The organism is Sinomonas sp. ASV486 (assembly GCF_030908215.1).
In the GTDB taxonomy this organism is placed as follows: Bacteria; Actinomycetota; Actinomycetes; order Actinomycetales; family Micrococcaceae; genus Sinomonas; species Sinomonas puerhi.
The window spans coordinates 12,968-31,074 of the sequence record NZ_JAVFJK010000009.1 but is presented as its reverse complement, the minus strand read 5'-3'; the positions used below and the strand labels follow the sequence as shown (position 1 = coordinate 31,074).

The window sequence follows — 18,107 nt, the reverse complement described above, 5'->3', positions numbered from 1 at the left end:
GTGCGGGTGGTTACCAGGGACGGCCGTGGAGGATGACCGTCTTCTCTTCGGTCATCTCCTCCACCGCGGAGCGGATGCCCTCCTTGCCGATCCCGCTGCCCTTGAGGCCGCCGTAGGGCATGAGGTCGGCCCGCCAGAGGGGCGTCCAGTTGATGTGGATGTTGCCGGCGTCGATCTGGCGCATCGCGCGGATGCTCCCGGACACGTCGGACGTGAAGATGCCGGCGCCGAGCCCGTAGTCGCTGTCATTCGCGAGCGCGATCGCGGCCTCGATGTCGGGGGCGGAGGTGACCGCGACGGCCGGACCGAACAGCTCGTTGCGGCTGAACGGCGAGGCCGGGTCGACCCCGGCGACGACGGTCGGTGCCACGACTGCGCCGCTGCGCGAGCCACCGGTGAGGACGCGGGCGCCTCCGCTGCGGGCACCCAGGATGGCGTTCTCGACCCGGGTCGCCTCTGCCTCGGAGATGAGCGAGCCGAGACGGGTGTCCGCGTGGGAGGGATCTCCGACGGCGATGGCTTCGACCTTGGGGACCAGAGCGTCGAGGAAGTCCGCCTCGACGGACTTGTCCACGATGACGCGCTGCACAGAGATGCAGACCTGGCCTGCGTTGATGTAGCCGCCCGCGGCGACGGCCGACGAGGCGAGTTCGAGGTCGGCGTCGGGGAGGACGATGACGGGGCACGCGGCTCCGAGCTCGAGGGAGAGCTTCTTGACGCCTGCGATATTGCTGATGCGCGTGCCCGTGGCGGTGGATCCTGTGAAGGAGACCTTGCGGACGCGCGGGTCGGTCACGAGGACGTCGCCGATCTCGGCGCCCGAGCCGGTGATGACCGAGAGCGCCTCGGGTGCGAGCCCGGCGTCAACGAAGCACTGCGCGAGCTTGAGGGCCGTGAGCGGCGTGGAGCGGGCCGGCTTGAGGACGACGGCGTTGCCCGCGGCAAGGGCGGGGGCAATCTTGTGCAGGACGAGCAGCGCGGGGTAGTTGAACGGCGTGATCGCGACGACGATGCCGCACGGCTGGCGGAGCGTGAACCCGATCTTGTCCTGCCCGGTGCCGGGATTGGCGTCGAGCGGGAGCGTCGACCCATAGAGCTGAGTGCCCTCGTAGGCAGCGAGCCGGATGATCGAGCCTGAACGGCCTGCCTCGCCGCGCGCCTCCGAGATCGGCTTCCCGGTCTCACCGCTGATCGTCTGGGCGATGTCCTCGGCGCGCTCATCCGCCAGGGCGGCCGCGCGCAGGAGGATGTCGGTACGGACATGCGCGGGCAGGGCGCGCTGGATCCGCGCTCCGATCTCGGCGGCGTCGAGCGCCGCCTTGGCGTCCGCGGCGCTGGCCACAGGAACGATGCCGACAACGCGTCCGTCGAACGGCGAGCGGACCTCTTCTTCCTGACCGCTCGTGGCGCCCTGCCACGCTCCGGCGATGAGCATCTGCATGGTGTTCTCCAGCTTCATAGGGATCCGGGGCCGGATCAGTGGTGTGCTTCGGCTTGGACGGCTTCGGCTTCGGCTTTGGCTTCTTGGAGGGCTTGGGTGTGGCCGCCGAGCTGTTCGAGTTCGTGGGCGAGTTCGGCGAGTTCGGCGCCGCCGGCCATCTGGGCGGTGAGTTCTTCCAGGGTGATGTCCTTCTTGTCGTAGTAGCCGATGGAGCGGCCGCGCTTCAGGAGCAGGAAGCGGTCCCCGACGGGGAAGGCGTGGTGGGGGTTGTGGGTGATGAAGATGACGCCGAGGCCGCGGTCGCGGGCCTGGAGGATGTAGCGCAGGACCACGCCGGACTGCTTCACGCCCAGGGCGGCGGTGGGCTCGTCCAGGATCAGGACCTTGGCCCCGAAGTACACGGCCCGGGCGATGGCCACGCACTGCCGCTCGCCGCCGGAGAGCTGGCCGATGGGCTGCTCGACGTCGCGCAGGTCGATGCCCATGGCCGCCAGCTCGGTCCTGGTGGTCTCCTTCATCCGGTTCACGTCCATGCGCTTGAACGGGCCGAACCCGGTGGTCAGCTCGGAGCCGAGGAAGAAGTTGCGCCAGATCGGCATGAGGGAGACCACCGCGAGGTCCTGGTAGACCGCGGCGATGCCCGCGTCCAGGGCCTCCCTCGGGGAGGAGAGCCTGCGTTCCTCGCCCATGATGGTGAAGGTGCCGGCGTCGTGCTGGTGCAGGCCGGCGATGATCTTGATCAGGGTCGACTTCCCGGCCCCGTTGTCGCCCAGGACGCAGGTGACGCGGCCGTTGTCCACGGCCATGGTCACCTCCCGCAGGGCGATGACGTTGCCGTAGTGCTTGCCCACGCCGTCCAGGCGCAGCAGGTGCACGGGCCGGTCGGTGAGGGGGTCGGTCTCCCCCGCCTTGGCCAGGATCTCCTGGTTGCTGATGTGCTCTGCCATGGTGGCCATCTCCTGTGCTTCGTTCTCTCAGGCGCGCTCTGCGCGCTTCTTGACGATGAGGTTCACGATCGTGGCCAGCAGGAGCATCAGGCCCAGGAAGAACTTGAACCAGTCCGGGTTCCACTGCGCGTACACGATGCCCTTGTTGGCCATGCCGAAGATGAACGCGCCGATCGCCCCGCCCACGGCCGAGCCGTACCCGCCGGTGAGCAGGCACCCGCCGATGACCGCGGCGATGATGTAGAGGAACTCGTTGCCCACGCCCTCCCCGGACTGGACCGCGTCGAACGCGAACAGGTTGTGCATGCCCAGCAGCCACCCGCACAGCCCCACCCCCATGAACAGGCCGATCTTGGTCGCGGTGACCGGGACCCCGACCGCCCGGGCGGCGTTCGCGTCCCCGCCCGCGGCGAAGATCCAGTTCCCGACCTTCGTGCGCAGCAGCACCCAGGACGCGACCACCACCAGCACGATCCAGTACAGGATCGTGATCTTGAACTCGACCCCGCCGATGTTCACCGAGGACGCGAAGACCGCCTTGGCCGCGCCGAACCCGTCCATCTGGGCGATCGAGGGCGAGGACACCGCCCCGCCGATCAGGCGGGTCAGGGCCAGGTTCAGGCCCGTGAGCATCAGGAACGTGGCCAGGGTCACGATGAAGGAGGGCAGCTTCGTCTTGACCAGGATCCACCCGTTCACGAACCCGATCCCCAGGGAGACCACCAGGGCCAGCAGGACCCCGACCCACACGTTCATCCCGAAGTTCCAGGAGAACAGGGACGCGGTCAGGGCCGAGGAGATCACCGCGACACCCGAGGACAGGTCGAACTCGCCCCCGATCATCAGCAGCGAGACCCCCACCGCCATGATCCCGATCGTGGAGGACCCGTACAGGACCGTCGCGAGCGCGTTGGGCTGCAGGAACGTCCCCGAGACCGCCGCGAAGAAGATGAACAGCACGACCGCGGCCGCCAGCGCCCCGACCTCCGGACGGCCCAGGAGCTTCTGGAACGGGCCACGACGCCCGACCCGCTCGTCTTTGGCAGCCGGCGCGGGCGCCGGCCCCGGCGTCGAGGGAAGTGTTGCAGTTGCCATGGAAAGAACTCCTTCTCAGTCGGGCCGCGCGGCGTTCCCGCCGCACGGCCCCGATCCTTGGAACTAGCGGACGCCCTGCTGGACGAACTTGAGGACGTCGGAGATGTTGGACTTGTCCACGATCGCCGGCCCGGTCAGCACCGGCTGGCCACCACCGACCTTGAACCCGCCGCGCTTGTTCTGCCAGAGCGCGTCAACCGACAGGTAGCCCTGCAGCCACGGCTGCTGGTCCACCGTGAAGAGCACCTTGCCGTCGCTGATCGCCTGGGCCAGGGCAGGGTTGAGGTCGAAGCTCGCCACCTTGACCGAGCTATTCGCATCCGCCACCGCCTTGAGGAGGGTGACCGTGTACGGGGCGCCGAGGCCGACGATCACATCGGCGTCCTTCGTGGCCTGCAGCTTCGCCGTCGCCGTGGACTGCACCGAGGTCATATCGGCTCCGTTGACGTAGAGGATCTCCGTGCCCGGGACCTTCTCCTTCACGCCCGCGCACCGGGCCTCGAGCTGCACCTGCCCCTGCGACATGATCACGCAGATGGGGTGCTTGTAGCCGTCCGAGGCGAGCTTGGTGCCCACCGCCTCACCGGCGAGCTTCTCGTTCGAGCCGAAGTGCGTGAACGCGCCCATCTGCGCGGAGACGTCGCCGCCGGCGTTGAAGCTCACGAGCGGGATGCCCGCGTCGGCAACCTTCTTCAGCACATCCTTCATGGCGCCCGGGTTGGCGATGGTGACCGCGATGCCATCCACCTTCTGGTCGATCGCCTGCTGCACCAGCTGGGACTGTCGCCCGGCGTCCGAGTCATTCGTGTAGAGAATCTCGACGTTGTCCTTCGCCGCCGCCTCCTCGGCACCCTTGCGCACGATGTCCCAGAACGTGTCGCCCGCCTCGGCGTGCGTGATGAGGGCAACCTTCATCCTGGGAGTCGAGACGGCCTGGCCGCCTCCTGAACCTGCGGTCGCGTCGGCCTGCTTGCCGCCGCCCGAGCAGGCCGTCACGGCGAGGACTGGGATCAGGGCAAGGGCGGCCAGGCCGCGGTGCCACGTCTTCTTCACGAGCTCTCCTTTGATGTTCGTGCGCTTCACATCCCGGGAAGGATCTCGGGGGCTCCGGCCTCACCGGATCGGCGGGAATGTGATGCGGGTCTCTTTATGGACCGGTCCAACCATAGGCCGCGAAAGTTTCGGATGTCAATGGACCGGTCCACTATTTCTGTGCCACACTCATCAACAACCCCCGAGTGACTCACACCACAGGCCTCAGGCCCCGAGAGGATCCCCATGCCATCCACTACCGAGCGGTTCGTCGCAACCTGCTGGACAAGCGCCGGCGATGCCGCCCCACTTCGCAGCCCAGAGACGAGTCCAGTCCCCCTCCCCGAACGGATCGAGGCGCTTGCGGCCACTGGATGGTCCGGGTTCGGTCTCGTTCTGGACGACCTCAAAGCCGCGCAGTCGTCGATGGGCTTCGCGGCGCTGAACCGCCTCGTCCGCTCCCACGGGCTGACGCACGTCGAGGTCGAGCTCCTCGCGCGATGGTGGGAGCCCCGCGAAGTCTGGGGCACGGACTGGGACCTTCTCCTCCACGCCGCCGAGGCACTGCACGCACCGTTTGTGAAGATCGGCAGCGACTTCGGCACTCCCCCGGCCGACCTCGGGTTCATGGTGGAGCCCCTCAGGACGCTCGCCGGGGAGGCCGAGAAACGGGGAACGAGAGTCGCCCTCGAACCCGTGGCCTTCACGCTCGTCGACACGATCCCCCGCGGCGCCGATCTGATGCGCCGCGTGGATCACCCGGCGTGCGGCCTGATCGTGGACTTCTGGCACGTGTACCGCAAGGGAACGAGTCTGGCAGAACTCCGCAGTTCCCTCACGGCGGACCAGATCTTCGGCGTCGAGCTCAACGATGCCCACAACGAGATCCAGGGCACGCTGTTCGAGGACACCCGGGACCATCGCTGCTACCTCGGACAGGGGGACCAGGACGTTGCGGGCTTCATCCGGACCATGCAGGACATCGGGTTCAAGGGCCCGTGGGGTGTCGAGATCCTCTCCGAGGAACACCGGGCTCTGCCGGTTCAGACGGCCTTGGCGGCCGCCATGGCAACGACCCGTCCATTCTTCGAGTCCGATGAGTGACGGGCAGTCGCGCCCCCGCGGGGGACACAGCACATCCCACCTCCCTCCAGTAAGCTCGGTCACATCCGTCCCCGACGTCCGGAGGAACCGCACGGCCATGCCCGCCCTCGACTTCCCCCTCGAAACGCTCCGCTCCTATCGCGGTTCCGCCACGGCGCCCGCGGACCTCGGGGACTTCTGGGACGCAACGCTCGCCGACGCGCGCAAACCGCCGCTCGACGTCGTGCTCGAACCGGTCGAGACGGGGCTCGCCCTGATCGACACCTTCGACGTCACCTTCACCGGCTTCGGAGGCGCCAGGATCAGGGGCTGGCTCCACGTGCCGGCCGGCCCGCGGGGCGACGTGCAGGCACAGCCGCTGCCCGCCGTCGTGCAGTACGCCGGCTACTCGGGCGGCCGCGGGCTCCCGCATCAGGACACCGTGTGGGCGCAGGCCGGCTGGGCCATGCTCATCATGGACACCCGCGGGCAAGGCTACGGCGGGATCTCCGGCGACACGCCCGATCCGCATCCCAGTGCCGGCGGCATCGCGTACCCCGGGCTCATGACGCGCGGGATCCAGGACCCCGAGGACTACTACTACCGCCGCCTCTACACCGACGCGGTGCGCGCCATCGAAGCTGCGCAGGCCCTCGACGCCGTCGACTCCGCCCGCATTGTGGTCCATGGCGTCTCACAGGGTGGCGGCCTAGCGATCGCCGCGGCCTCACTCGCCGCGCGCGCCGGGATCGGCGGCGTCATCGCATGTCTGCCGGACGTCAATTTCCTCTCCGACTTCCGCCGCGCGCTCGATGTCGCCACGGCGGGTCCGTACCCCGAGATCGAACGCTTCCTCGTGCGGCACCGGGAGATGGCCGCCACCGCGCTGCGCACGCTGGACTACTTCGACGTCTCACTGCTCGCGAGATGGGCGACGGCGCCCGCCTCCTTCTCGGTCGCGCTGCGGGACGAGGTCTGCCCGCCGTCGACCGTCTATGCAGCGTTCAACAACTACGGCGAGGACTCGCCCGAGAGGGCGCGGCCGGCGAAGGACATCACGGAGTGGCCGTTCAACAACCACGAGGGCGGCGGCGAGCACCAGGTAGCGGCACACCTGCGCCGCCTCGCGGAGCTGCGCAGCAGCACCTGACCCCCAGGATGTGCGGTCACCTACCGCACAGACGGGTCACCCGCAGAACCTGACCCCCCGGAGCTGACTTCCAGAAGGGCCACCCGCGGCCTGGCGCGGAGGCGTGCGTCACGCGTGCAGGGCGCTCCCCACGCGCTCGACCAGCGTCTCGAACCGCCGCCGGAGGACTTCCTGCCGTGCCGCGGGCCAATGCGAGTAGGCGAGGCAGATGCTCAGCAGCCCATGCCCTCGCACGTCGATGTACGCGTGCACCTCGCCGTCGGGCGTCCGGCCGAAGTCCACGCCCGTCGGCGCGTCGGCCCCTCCGAAAGACTCCGGGACGAGGAACACGGCCTCGGCGATCTCGTCGAGCCCGAAGGCCACGGACCCTCGTTCGAGTGCCCCCTCGGGGAGCAGGCTGGCCGTCTCCGCGGAGAGCATGCCGTCGGAGAGGACGAACACGAGCCCGCCCGGCGTGCTCACGAGGGCCCCGTTCAGTTCGACGGCCTCGGACCCGCGCCGCGCAGCGAGCAGGAACCCCGGCAGCACCACGGACTCGTCCATGTACAGCCCGTGGTCGTACCGGGGGTCTTCGGCGGCCGCGCGCGCGAGCGCCGCCTTCAGCATGAGAGCCTCGGCCTTCGCCGCAGAGGCGAGCATCGGGTCGTCTGCGGCGGCGTCCTCCGACTCGAGCACCATCTCCTCGAGGGCCTGGATGGCCGACGGCATGTGGCTGAGCACGAGGCGCCCCGCCTCCTCGGCGCCGAACAGCAGCGCCGCGGCACCGAGAATCGTGACCAGGGCCTCGCGGGAGTCCATACCCCCGGCCAGCTGGGCTTCGAGCCATGTCGTCACCCGCAGCGCGCCCTGCTCATCGAGCACGCAGGCTGCCGCCTCCCCGCTGCGCTCCCCCGGAGCGGCGGTGCTGGCGTGCGCGAGAACTGCGGCCAGCCCCTCGGGGACGCCGGACTCGACGAGCCGCTGTGCCAGCGACAGACATGATGGAGTGAGACTCACGCTTCAAGCCTGTCAACCGGAATGAGAGGAGGTCAACCCGGGTCCGCACGGCGCGCGAAAGATGACGCCGTCCCGGCCACCCGCCGATCACCGGCCGGAAGGACAGGACTCCGCGCTCAGACAGCCCGCCGGCGCGGCAGGAAGAACAGGCTCGCGGCCGCGGCGAAGCACAGCAGGGAAGCGGAGAGCCACGCGGTCATGTAGGTCCCGCTCACTTCGCGTCCCCACCCGGCCAGGAACGCGCCCACCCCGGCGCCGACCATGTGCGAGGCGAACACCCACCCGAACACTACTGAGCTCTTGGCCGCGCCGAAGTGCTCGCGGCACAGCGCCACGGTGGGCGGCACGGTCGCAACCCAGTCGAGCCCGTAGAAGACGATGAAGATCCACAGCGGCGGCTCGACGTCCGGCGCGAGCAGCGCGTTGACGGTGAGCAGCGAGGCCCCGCGCAGCGCGTAGTACGCGACGAGCAGTATCCACGGCCGCACACGGTCCGTGAGCCAGCCGGAGGCGACAGTGCCAATCACGTCGAACACGCCGATGAGCGCAAGCAGCCCTGACGCTGTGGTGGCGGGCATGCCGTGATCGTGCGCGGCGGGGATGAAATGGGTCTGCATGAGCCCGTTCGTGCTCCAGCCGCACACCCAGAACGTGAACAGCAGGATCCAGAAGGCCCTCGACCGCAGCGACTCGCGCAGCACCGAGAGAGCCTCCACCGCCGCGTTCCGGCGCACGACGGCGGGCGCCTCCTCACGCTGCACCGCCTTCTCGCGCTGCACGACCTCGTGCGGTGTTTCTCCGCGCTGCTCCGCGTCCTCATGTCGCGCCTCTCCGCGCTTCCCCTCTCGCAGCGCCGTCCCCGCACCCATCGGCGAGCTCTCCAGCTCCGGCGAGCTGGCGGCGTCGTGCGCAGGTGCGGGCGCGACGGCGGGCGACGCACCGTACGGCGCAACCCCCACCTCCGCGGGCGAGTTGGCGAACGGCCAAGCGAGCAGCGGCACGATCGCGAGCGCGAACACGGCGACAAGCAGCGCGGCGGTGCGCCAGCCCTCGTGCGCGGCCAGCTGCACCACGGCGGGCAGGAAGACCAGCTGTCCGCACGCGTTCGCGGCCGAGAAGAAGCCCATCACGAGCCCGCGCCGGGCCGCGAACCAGCGGTTGGCAACGACGGCGCCGAAGACGAGCGCGAGCATCCCCGTTCCCACGCCGATGAACACACCCCACAGCGCCCACAGCTGCCACGCGGCGGTCATGAGAGTGGTCAGACCACTCCCGGCCGCGACGAGGACGAGCGCCGTCGCCACGACCTTGCGCAGCGTGAACCGCTCCATGAGTACTGCGGCAAACGGCGCCACGAGGCCGTATATCACGAGGTTCGCCGTCACCGCGCCCGAGGTCTCGGCCCTCGTCCAGCCGAACTCGGCCTCGAGGGGCTCAAAGAGCGCGCCGGTCGTCGAACGGAAGGCGGCCGCGGCCACGAGCGCGAGAAGCGTCACGGCGGCGACGAGCCACGCGCGGTGCACGCCCCGACGCACGACGCCGGCCGGCTGGGTCTGCTGTCTGGTCTCGGTCACGCGGTGCCCGCCTCGGGGGTGCGCGCCTCAGGGGTTTCGCTCTCGGAGGTTCCGGTCTCCGAGGTTCCAGTCTCAGCGGTTCCGGCCTCGGAGGCTCCGGCCTCGAGGACGTCCTTGAGGGTGTCCAGGTCGGCCTGGACGGCCGCGGCGTCGGCCTCGAAGGCCTCATCGGTCACGCCCTCCGCACGGCGGAGGTGGAAGACCGCGAGGCTGTGCGCGCCGTCGGCGAGGATGCGGAACTGGTTCAGGACCACGCTCCCATCGGGCAGCATGACCTCGTGGTCGAGGATCCCGGCGGCAGTGTCGCCCACGAACCTCACCTCGACCGCACCCATCGGGGAGTCCGCGATCCAGCGGCCGTTCTCCGCACGGACGCCCGCCGCAAGGCCCGCGGCCCAGCGCGGGAGGTTGGCGGGATGGCCCGCGAAGGCAAAGACGGCGCGGGGCGACAGGGCGATCGGGACACTCAGGTGGCGGAACTCGGACACGGACAGAAGCGTACGCCAGCGGCATCCCCGCGAGCGGGGAGACCAACGGGGAGACGAGCGGGTCGGGCCGCGGTCCCGAGGCCGGTCGGGCCGGTCGGGCGCTCGCGAACCGTGCACCCTCGGACAAGCACCGGGCGCGCGTGGTCAAGCACGGCGGTGGCGCCTCGCCGGATGCTTGAACGAACACCGGACTCGATGAGGAGGACTTCATGGAAACGCTCGAGCACGCAGATACCCTGCTGGGATCGGTCGAGGCGCCCGAGGGCACGCCGCGGCAGGAGATGCTGGACCCGGCCACCGGGGAGCGGGTGGGCTTCGCGCCGCTGCAGAGCGTGGCGGACCTCGAGGCGGCCATCACGGCCGCGAGGGCCGCCCAGCCGGGCTGGGCGGCGCTGGGGCACGCGGCGCGCTCGGCGTCGCTGCTGCGGGCCGCGGACGCGGTCGAGGCAAACGCCGAAGAGCTGGCCCGGATCCTCTCCCGCGAGCAGGGCAAGCCGCTCAACGGCCCCAACGCCCGCTTCGAGGTCGGCGCGTGCGCGGCCTGGCTGCGCGCGACGGCCGCGACCGTCCTCGAGCCCGAGACCGTGGTCGACGCCGACGGGACCAAGGCGGTGCTGCACTACCGCCCGATCGGGGTCGTGGGTGCGATCGGGCCGTGGAACTGGCCCATGATGATCACCGTCTGGCAGATCGCCCCGGCCCTGCGCATGGGCAACACCGCCGTGGTCAAGCCCTCCGGCATGACCCCGCTGTCCGTCCTTGCCCTCGTCAAGGTCATCAACCAGGAACTGCCCGAGGGCGTCCTGCACGTGGTCCCCGGCCGCCGGGACGTGGGCGCGGCCCTGGCCGAGCACCCCGCGATCAGCAAGGTCATGTTCACCGGCTCCACCGCCACGGGCAAGTCGATCATCCGCTCCTCCGCGGACACCGTGAAGCGCCTGACCCTCGAGCTCGGCGGCAACGACGCCGGCATCGTCCTGCCCGACGCCGACCCGAAGGCCATCGCCGAGGGCCTCTTCTGGGGCGCGTTCATCAATACCGGCCAGACCTGCGCCGCCCTCAAACGCCTCTACGTGCACGAGGACATCTACGAGGACGTCTGCGCCGCCCTTACCGAGTACGCCGCGAACGTGCCGATGGGCGTGGGCCTGGACGAGCAGAACGTCCTGGGCCCGCTGCAGAACAGGTCCCAGTACGAGATTGTCGCCGGCCTCGTCCAGGACGCGAAGGACGCCGGCGCCCGCGTCCTCCTCGGCGGAAACCCAGACGAGAACCAGCCCGGCTACTTCTACCCCACCACCCTCGTCGCGGACATCGACAACGACAACCCCCTCGTGGCCCAGGAGCAGTTCGGCCCCGCCCTGCCCATCATCAAGTACACAAACGTGGACCACGCCGTCGTCATGGCCAACGCCCTGGAAGTCGGCCTCGGCGCCTCCGTGTGGGGCACCGACCCCGACCAGGCCCACGCCGTCGCCGCGCGCCTCGAAGCCGGCAGCGTCTGGATCAACAACCACGGCGCGGTGAACCCCATGGCCCCCTTCGGCGGTGCCAAGCAGTCCGGCTACGGCCTCGAATTCGGCACCGAAGGCCTCAAGCACCTCGGCCAACCCCAGGTCATCCACGGTTAATATGCATTTGTAGTTATATTCTGCCAGAGGACTATTTCCTTCTGGCCGGGGAGCTGGGCCCCACCGCGCGGAACGTGCGCGGCGGGGCCCTTCCCATGCCGCAATACGGAGCGAGCACCCCGGTGCGTCCACTAGGCTAGATCGGGTGTGACGACGGGCGAGGAAGGGCAACACGTGGCCGAGAGTGATATCGGGCTCGACCCTACCTTCGTCGGCGGCAGGTATCGGCTCCTCGAGGTCGCCGGCAGCGGCGCCATGGCCACGGTGCACCGGGCCCATGATGAGGTTCTGGGGCGCGACGTGGCCGTCAAGACCTTCCGTACCCACGCGCCGGACCCCCGCCACGAAGAACGTCGCCGTGGCGAGATGCAGGTGCTCGCGCGCCTCAACCACCCGAGCCTCGTGCGCCTCTACGACGCTGGCACCGACACCCAGGACGACGGGACCACTCAGGTCGCCTACCTCGTCATGGAGTTCGTCGACGGCACGGACCTGCGCCAGCGCCTTGCCTCAGGCGCCCTCACGTCCGACGACGCGCGCCTCCTGGCGCTCGACCTCGCCGGCGCCCTCGCGTACGTGCACGCGCTCGGGATCGTGCACCGCGACATCAAGCCCGCGAACATCCTCGTCCCCCACGCCGACCCGAACCACCGCCGCAGGCCTGTCAAACTCACCGACTTCGGGATCGCCCGCCTCACCGACGCCTCGAGGCTCACCCTCACGAACACGACGATCGGCACGGCCAACTATCTCAGCCCAGAGCAGGCGCGCGGCGAGAAGGTCGGACCGGCGTCGGACATCTACTCGCTCGGGCTCGTGCTCCTCGAATCCCTCACGGGCTCCATGGAGTTCACGGGCGGGGCGGTCGAGGCAGCCGTCGCGCGGCTCCTCCGCGATCCCCGCATCCCCACTCACCTCGGCGGCCCGTGGGCCTCGCTCCTCCCGCGTATGACGGCGCGCGACGCCGCCGACCGGCCCGACGCCACCGAGATTGTCCGGGTGCTCCGCGGGGAGGCCCCGGCCGACGGCGGGGCGCCGACTCGCGCCATCGAGTCCCCGGACCCTGCGGATGGCGGGCTCACCCAGGCGCTCGCGCCCGCCGTCGTCGAGGGCGCAGGCACGCGCGTGATGCCCTCGGCGGCCGCGGCTCTGCACACGGCCCCAATGAGCCGGCTGGGCGCGGAACAGGATGGCCAGCAGACCCGTGCGTGGCGCGCTGCCCCCCTCGTCCCCGAACTCCCCCAGGACCCGCCCGCGGTACCGGGCCACGCGCCGTCGTCCGCCCGGCCCCGTGGCGGATCCGGCGCCCGTGCGGCCCGCAGGCCACGACGCGGACTCTTCTGGGCCGCCGTCACGGTCGGGATCCTGGCCGCGCTCCTCGTGATCGTGCCGCTCGTGCTCCGGGCCGTGCTTCCCGCACAGCCCGCGAACCTGCCGCCCCTTCCCGCCTCCCCCGCTGTCTCCGGGCAGCTCGGGACGCATCTCGACCAGCTCGAACGGAGTCTCAGGCCATGACGGCACGCACCCTCTGGCTCGGCGCCGTGGCCGCAGGACTCGCGGCCACCCTCCTGAGCGGCTGTTCCCCCGCACCGGCCCTCGACGCCGGGGTTGCCTCGAAGCTCGCCAGTGCGGCGCAGGAGCTGCGCACCGAGGCCGCGACCGGACGGTACGCGGACGCGCTGGCGAAGCTCGACGCGCTCGAGCGCGAGGCGCGGAACGCGTCCTCGAACGGCACGATGAGCAGCGACCGGTCGTCGCAGGTCCTCGGAGCCATCGCGAGCGTGCGCAAGGACCTGCAGGCCCTTGCCTCGGCCCAGTCCGCCCCGACCGCGACCCTGGATCCGACGCCCACCCCCGAGCCCACGAGGCCCAAGGCCAAAGGCAAGAAGACGCCGGACCCTACCCCGCCGCCAGAGGACAACTGACCCCACGGGCTCCGGCGCTCAAGCGTCGCGGCCCGGGATCGGTGCGCCGCTCGGGAGGCCAGCGGCGACATAGCCGGCATAGAGCTGACCCCAGTCGTCCGGCCGATCGGCGGTCCCCGGCCCCGAGTGCGGGGCGGTTGAGGCCAGTCGCTCGAGCTTCTTCGCGAGTTCCCGCAGGCACACGTGCCACCCGGCGGCATTGCGCGCGGCCGCGGTGCTGTCTGCAAGCCAGTCCCGGAGCGTGAGCTCGCACTCGTCGTCCGAGCCCTCGACAAGGAATTCCATGAGGTCGCCGCCCCAGGCGAAGGCCCAGCGCCGGGGCGGGTCCCAGTCGACGATCTGGTCCGTGCTGCCGCCCGCCGCGTCGTTCGGGTCGCCGCTGAAGGTGACCGTGCCGGCGTCATGCGCGATCTGCACGCGCGAGGGAAACCAGCCGGCGAGACCGTCCTCGGTGCTCACGGCCGTCCACAAGTCCGCGGCCGGGACCGGATAGGACCGGATGAACGTCACGGCGCCGCGTCCCTCGACCTCGGCATACTCGCCGTCGAGCTCCTCGAGTCCAGACATTTGCGCGCCCCTTCCGTACGGTTCCCGGCCACCGGGGCCCTTCTGCATGCTAGGCACGCACGACGGCGATGGGTCAAGGTCCGCTCTCACTGTCATCGATCAGCGTAAATATGATCAAAGATCTTACATAGAATTTGATCAAAAGTGATCATCCGACGTGTATAAGCCAGACCAGATGATCGCGGAGATTCGCCCGGATCGTCGCTCGGATTGCGCGGCAGGAGGCCGCTCAAACGGCACTGGTCTGGGCAGCGAGGAGCTTCCTGATGCGGTCCGTCGCGTTGGCGAGTGAGGCGTCATTGACCGCTGCCGCGGCGACGGGGTCCCGATGTCGGGCGGCCACTATCAGGTCCTCCTGATAGCGCCACAGAGAATCGTCCCCCGCCGCGGACAGGGTTCCGTCGGCGCCCACGATCTTGTACGCGCGGCATTGCTGCCAGAGGTTGCGGATCATCCGGATGAGGAGCGGGTTGCCGGCTCTTCCGTAGAGGATCTCGAGCAGTGCCTCGTCGTGGTCGAGGAGGGCGATGACCTCATGCTCCCTGATCGCCGTGAGCATCAAGTCATACTCCGCCTGCATCCGGTCGCCGTCCTGGGCCGTGACGTGCGGTGCGCCCAAGCGTGCGGCCTCGACCTCGAGAAGCCGCCGCATGTCGTAGACATGGAGCAGCTCTTCGAGAGTGAGGGTCTTCACGACCGCGCCCTTGTGCGGCTCGCGCGCGACCATGCCGGACACCTCCAGCCGGCGGATGGCTTCCCTCACCGGCATCGCACTCGTCCCGACCTGGTCCGCCAGCTCGCGCACGGTCAGCCGGGAGCCCCCGGGCAGCTCGCCGCTGAGAATCGCCTGATGGATCGTTTCGTACACCTGATCAGTCAGGAGCACAGGCTCGACCCTCTTGGCTATGGCTATGGACATGGATCAAATATACAAACTGGGTTCCGGCCAAAGGCAAGACCCAGAGCCTCTTTGGACCACTTCTCCAGATTCTCTTGATCTTTGATCCAAAGTAGCCCACTATGAGGAAGGTCACACCGCCGACCCGGAGTCCTCTGGAGAGGCACTGATGTTCTCCCACCCGGCAGGCGGCAGTGCACCGCATACCCGACCTCCGTGGGGAGCTCCGATTCCCCAGAAGGGCAACTCCCATGAAGAACGTTGTTAGCGCACGGGGCTGCACCGTCGGCCCGTCCCCCGGTTGGAATCCCAGTCACGCGAACACGCCCGGACTCGGGCTTGGATCCGTGCACGCGAAGCCCGTCGCCACAGGCCGCTCCCGGCCCAGCCGAGGGGCCGGTGGAGACCGATGAGCACGGTCAACGACGCGCGGCCGGCCACCGAGGCGTCCGACGACATCCGGGTGGCGCATCGCGCCCACTGGGGCTGGTGGATCCTCTCTGCGCTGGTCCTCTTGTTCGCGGGCGGCATCGTCCAGATGCTGTTCACCAATCCGAACCTGCAGTGGGACGTTGTAGCGAGCTGGTTCTTCAGCCAGAGCATCGTGTTCGGTCTCCTGCGGACCCTCGAGCTGACAGTCCTGTCGATGCTCTTCGGCATCTTGCTCGGCATGCTCACCGCCGTCATGCGGCTCTCGCCGATCCGGATCCTCTCGACGGTCGCATGGTTCTACACGTGGTTCTTCCGGGGAACGCCACTCCTGGTCCAGCTGATCTTCTGGTACAACCTTGCGGCACTCTTCCCGACGATCGATGTGGGCATTCCCTTCATCGGTCCGACGATCTGGGCGGGCAACGCCAACCAGATCGTGACCCCCTTCATGGCCGCCCTCCTCGGGCTCGCACTCAACGAAGGCGCCTACATGTCCGAGATCGTCCGGGGCGGCATCCTCTCGGTGGACCAGGGCCAGCTCGAGGCCTCGGTCGCGCTCGGCATGCGCACATCACGCGCGCTGCGCCGCGTCATCCTCCCCCAGGCGATGCGCGTGATCGTGCCGCCGACGGGCAACCAGGTCATCGGCATGCTCAAGTCCACCTCGCTCGTGAGCGTGACCTCGATGCCGGAACTGCTGTACTCGGCACAGCTCGTCTACAACCGCACCTTCCAGACCATCCCGCTGCTCATCGTCGCGAGCATCTGGTACCTGATCGTCACGAGCGTCCTGAGCATCATCCAGTACTACATCGAGCGCCACTACGCCAAGGGCGGCCGCCGCGCGCTGCCGCCCACCCCGTGGGAGAAGCTCAAGCGCACGATCGCAGGAATCGTTCCCGCCCAGACCAAGTCAGCCACTGCAACCAGGAGGGCCTGATGACCGCCTCATCCACCACCCCGGCCGCCAGGCAGACCGGCGCGCGCGAGGTCGTCCTCCGGGTCACCGGACTCAAGAAGCGCTTCGGCCCCCTGGAAGTCCTCAAGGGCGTCGACCTGACCGTCGAGCGAGGCGAGGTGATGTGCATTATCGGGCCTTCGGGCTCGGGGAAGAGCACGCTGCTGCGCAGCATGAACCACCTCGAGGAGATCGACGGCGGCCGGGTCGAACTGGACGGCGAGCTCGTGGGCTACCGACAGCACGGACACAAGTACGTCACCCTGCCGGAGAAGTTCCTCGCACGCCAGCGGACCAAGATGGGCATGGTCTTCCAGTCCTTCAATCTGTTCCCGCACATGACCGTCCTGCAGAACATCATCGAGTCCCCGGTGGGGGTGCTCAAGCAGGATTCGAAGGAGGCCAAGGCCACCGCCATGGCCCTCCTCGAGAAGGTCGGCCTTGCCGAGAAGGCCCACCACTACCCCCGCCAGCTCTCAGGAGGCCAGCAGCAGCGCGTTGCGATCGCCCGTGCCCTCGCGATGAAGCCCCGCGTCATGCTGTTCGACGAGCCCACCTCCGCGCTCGACCCCGAGCTGGTCGGTGAAGTCCTCGACGTGATGAAGGACCTCGCCCGCGAGGGCCTGACGATGGTCGTGGTCACCCACGAGATGGGTTTTGCCCGGGAGGTCGCCGACTCGGTGCTCTTCATGGACGGCGGGGTCGTCGTCGAACGCGGACACCCGCACGACGTCCTGCTCAACCCCCAGATGCCCCGTACGAGGGAATTCCTCTCCAAGGTCCTCTGACCCACCCGCCGCTCCTACCCGCCCGCTCCTACCCGCCCCGCACGCACCTCCCCGGCCACGACGACGATGTCCGACCGACTCCGCACGACCGACCAGACTCACTCGAAAGGTTCTTCCATGTACCGACGCCCTTCCCTGCACGCCTCCCTCACCGTCGCGGCAGTCGCAGCCGTCGCCGCCCTGGGACTGTCCGCCTGCTCCGATCCCGGCTCGACGTCCAACGCCGGGAGCAACAGCTCGGCCAACGCCTCGGCCGCCGGCGCATCGAATGTCACCACGACGTGGGGGCTCAAGCCAGTCGACTCAGTGACGGCGCTCGTGCCGGCGGACGTCAAGGACAAAGCCATCCAGAATGGCATCTACAACGACTTCGCGCCCCAGGACTTCGAGGAGAACGGTCAGCTCGTCGGCATCCAGCCCGACATCGTCCTCGCGCTCAGCGAGGTCATGGGCGTGAAGGTGAACAACGTCTCTGTCGGCACGTTCGACTCGCTCATTCCGGGCCTCAGCAGCGGCCGGTATGACATCTCGTCTGCCGACTTCGGCGTCACCAAGCCCCGCCTCGCCCAGGTCGACTTCGTGTCGGAGTTCGCCGTCGGCACCTCCTTCGCCTCGAAGACCGGAAGCGGCATCACCGTGGAGAGTGCCACCGACCTGTGCGGCCACTCGGTCGGCGTCCTCTCCGGCTCCTACTTCATCGACCAGGTCAACCAGGCCAGCGCCGACTGTGCCAAGGCCGGCAAGGCGGCCGTCACGCTGCAGACCTATCCCGACGACGGCGCGCGGCTCCTCGCCGTCTCCAACGGCCGCAGCGAGCTCACCGCCACCACGACCGACGCCATGGCCTACGCGATCAAGTCCCAGAGCCTCCCGCTCACCCTCCAGAAGTTCGTCTACCAGCCGCTCGAACTGGGCATCGCCCTGAAGAAGGGCAGCACCCTCGGCCCGGCGATGCAGGCAGCGATGAAGGAGATCGTCAGCAACGGAACCTACGCCAAGATCCTGAAGAAGTGGGGCGTCAGCGACATCGCGTACGGCTCCGCCGACAAGGTCACGCTGTACACGAACGCCTCCCAGCTGCCCGGCTGATCCAGGCCCCGCA

At 69.1% G+C, this 18,107-nt stretch carries 17 protein-coding genes; 8 read left to right on the top strand and 9 right to left on the bottom strand.

Annotation, left to right across the window (positions count from 1 at the left end; all coding sequences use genetic code 11):
• Positions 1 to 10 precede the first annotated feature (10 nt).
• The 4 genes from RBS60_RS13450 to RBS60_RS13435 form a co-directional block, all read right to left on the bottom strand.
• On the bottom strand, positions 11 to 1,459 hold the full coding sequence (locus RBS60_RS13450) for an aldehyde dehydrogenase family protein (RefSeq protein WP_307958081.1): 1,449 nt from the start codon (positions 1,457 to 1,459) through the stop codon (positions 11 to 13).
• Between the two features lie 17 nt (positions 1,460 to 1,476).
• Positions 1,477 to 2,388, bottom strand: coding sequence for an ATP-binding cassette domain-containing protein (locus RBS60_RS13445; RefSeq protein WP_307958080.1), 912 nt, complete (start codon positions 2,386 to 2,388; stop codon positions 1,477 to 1,479).
• A 27-nt stretch (positions 2,389 to 2,415) separates the two neighbouring features.
• Entirely contained in the window at positions 2,416 to 3,483 is a 1,068-nt protein-coding gene (locus tag RBS60_RS13440; protein WP_307958079.1) for an ABC transporter permease, read from the bottom strand.
• Positions 3,484 to 3,546: 63 nt separating this feature from the next.
• Entirely contained in the window at positions 3,547 to 4,536 is a 990-nt protein-coding gene (locus RBS60_RS13435; protein ID WP_307958078.1) for a substrate-binding domain-containing protein, read from the bottom strand.
• Positions 4,537 to 4,761: 225 nt separating this feature from the next.
• Between RBS60_RS13435 and RBS60_RS13430 the strand changes: the two genes are divergently transcribed.
• Together RBS60_RS13430 and RBS60_RS13425 are read left to right on the top strand one after the other, a co-directional pair.
• Positions 4,762 to 5,619 (top strand): sugar phosphate isomerase/epimerase family protein, encoded by an 858-nt coding sequence (locus RBS60_RS13430; protein ID WP_307958077.1) that lies wholly within the window; start codon positions 4,762 to 4,764, stop codon positions 5,617 to 5,619.
• A 97-nt stretch (positions 5,620 to 5,716) separates the two neighbouring features.
• Positions 5,717 to 6,748, top strand: coding sequence for an acetylxylan esterase (locus RBS60_RS13425; RefSeq protein ID WP_307958076.1), 1,032 nt, complete (start codon positions 5,717 to 5,719; stop codon positions 6,746 to 6,748).
• A 108-nt stretch (positions 6,749 to 6,856) separates the two neighbouring features.
• Here RBS60_RS13425 and RBS60_RS13420 read toward each other — a convergent pair whose 3' ends face one another.
• The 3 genes from RBS60_RS13420 to RBS60_RS13410 all read right to left on the bottom strand — a co-directional run bounded on the left by RBS60_RS13420 (position 6,857) and on the right by RBS60_RS13410 (position 9,806).
• Positions 6,857 to 7,744 (bottom strand): hypothetical protein, encoded by an 888-nt coding sequence (locus RBS60_RS13420; RefSeq protein ID WP_307958075.1) that lies wholly within the window; start codon positions 7,742 to 7,744, stop codon positions 6,857 to 6,859.
• 116 nt (positions 7,745 to 7,860) lie between these two features.
• The gene (locus tag RBS60_RS13415) at positions 7,861 to 9,318 is read right to left on the bottom strand and encodes an MFS transporter (RefSeq protein ID WP_307958074.1); all 1,458 of its coding nucleotides are present in this window, start codon (positions 9,316 to 9,318) and stop codon (positions 7,861 to 7,863) included.
• Positions 9,315 to 9,806 carry an SRPBCC family protein gene (locus tag RBS60_RS13410; protein WP_307958073.1) on the bottom strand — a complete coding sequence of 164 codons (492 nt, stop codon included), beginning with the start codon at positions 9,804 to 9,806 and terminating at the stop codon, positions 9,315 to 9,317. The genes RBS60_RS13415 and RBS60_RS13410 overlap by 4 nt, the downstream gene beginning before the upstream one ends.
• A 209-nt stretch (positions 9,807 to 10,015) precedes the next feature.
• Between RBS60_RS13410 and RBS60_RS13405 the strand changes: the two genes are divergently transcribed.
• From RBS60_RS13405 to RBS60_RS13395, 3 genes are all read left to right on the top strand, one after another.
• The gene (locus tag RBS60_RS13405; protein ID WP_374049282.1) at positions 10,016 to 11,437 is read left to right on the top strand and encodes an aldehyde dehydrogenase family protein; all 1,422 of its coding nucleotides are present in this window, start codon (positions 10,016 to 10,018) and stop codon (positions 11,435 to 11,437) included.
• Between the two features lie 174 nt (positions 11,438 to 11,611).
• A complete protein-coding gene (locus RBS60_RS13400) occupies positions 11,612 to 12,952 on the top strand; it encodes a protein kinase domain-containing protein (protein ID WP_307958072.1) in 1,341 nt (446 codons plus the stop codon).
• Complete coding sequence (locus tag RBS60_RS13395) at positions 12,949 to 13,362, top strand: hypothetical protein (protein WP_307958071.1); 414 nt, start codon at positions 12,949 to 12,951, stop codon at positions 13,360 to 13,362. The genes RBS60_RS13400 and RBS60_RS13395 overlap by 4 nt, the downstream gene beginning before the upstream one ends.
• Before the next feature lie 18 nt (positions 13,363 to 13,380).
• Here the strand turns inward: RBS60_RS13395 and RBS60_RS13390 are convergent, their stop codons facing one another.
• Entirely contained in the window at positions 13,381 to 13,929 is a 549-nt protein-coding gene (locus tag RBS60_RS13390; protein ID WP_307958070.1) for an SRPBCC domain-containing protein, read from the bottom strand.
• A 229-nt stretch (positions 13,930 to 14,158) separates the two neighbouring features.
• Entirely contained in the window at positions 14,159 to 14,848 is a 690-nt protein-coding gene (locus RBS60_RS13385) for a GntR family transcriptional regulator (protein WP_307958069.1), read from the bottom strand.
• A gap of 388 nt (positions 14,849 to 15,236) precedes the next feature.
• On the opposite strand from RBS60_RS13385, the gene RBS60_RS13380 reads away from it, so the two are divergent.
• From RBS60_RS13380 to RBS60_RS13370, 3 genes are all read left to right on the top strand, one after another.
• Positions 15,237 to 16,199, top strand: a complete 963-nt coding sequence (locus RBS60_RS13380) for an amino acid ABC transporter permease (protein ID WP_307958068.1) — start codon at positions 15,237 to 15,239, stop codon at positions 16,197 to 16,199.
• Entirely contained in the window at positions 16,199 to 17,005 is an 807-nt protein-coding gene (locus tag RBS60_RS13375; RefSeq protein WP_307958067.1) for an amino acid ABC transporter ATP-binding protein, read from the top strand. The genes RBS60_RS13380 and RBS60_RS13375 overlap by 1 nt, the downstream gene beginning before the upstream one ends.
• Positions 17,006 to 17,122: 117 nt before the next feature.
• The gene (locus RBS60_RS13370) at positions 17,123 to 18,094 is read left to right on the top strand and encodes an ABC transporter substrate-binding protein (RefSeq protein ID WP_307958066.1); all 972 of its coding nucleotides are present in this window, start codon (positions 17,123 to 17,125) and stop codon (positions 18,092 to 18,094) included.
• The last annotated feature ends 13 nt before the right edge of the window (positions 18,095 to 18,107 follow it).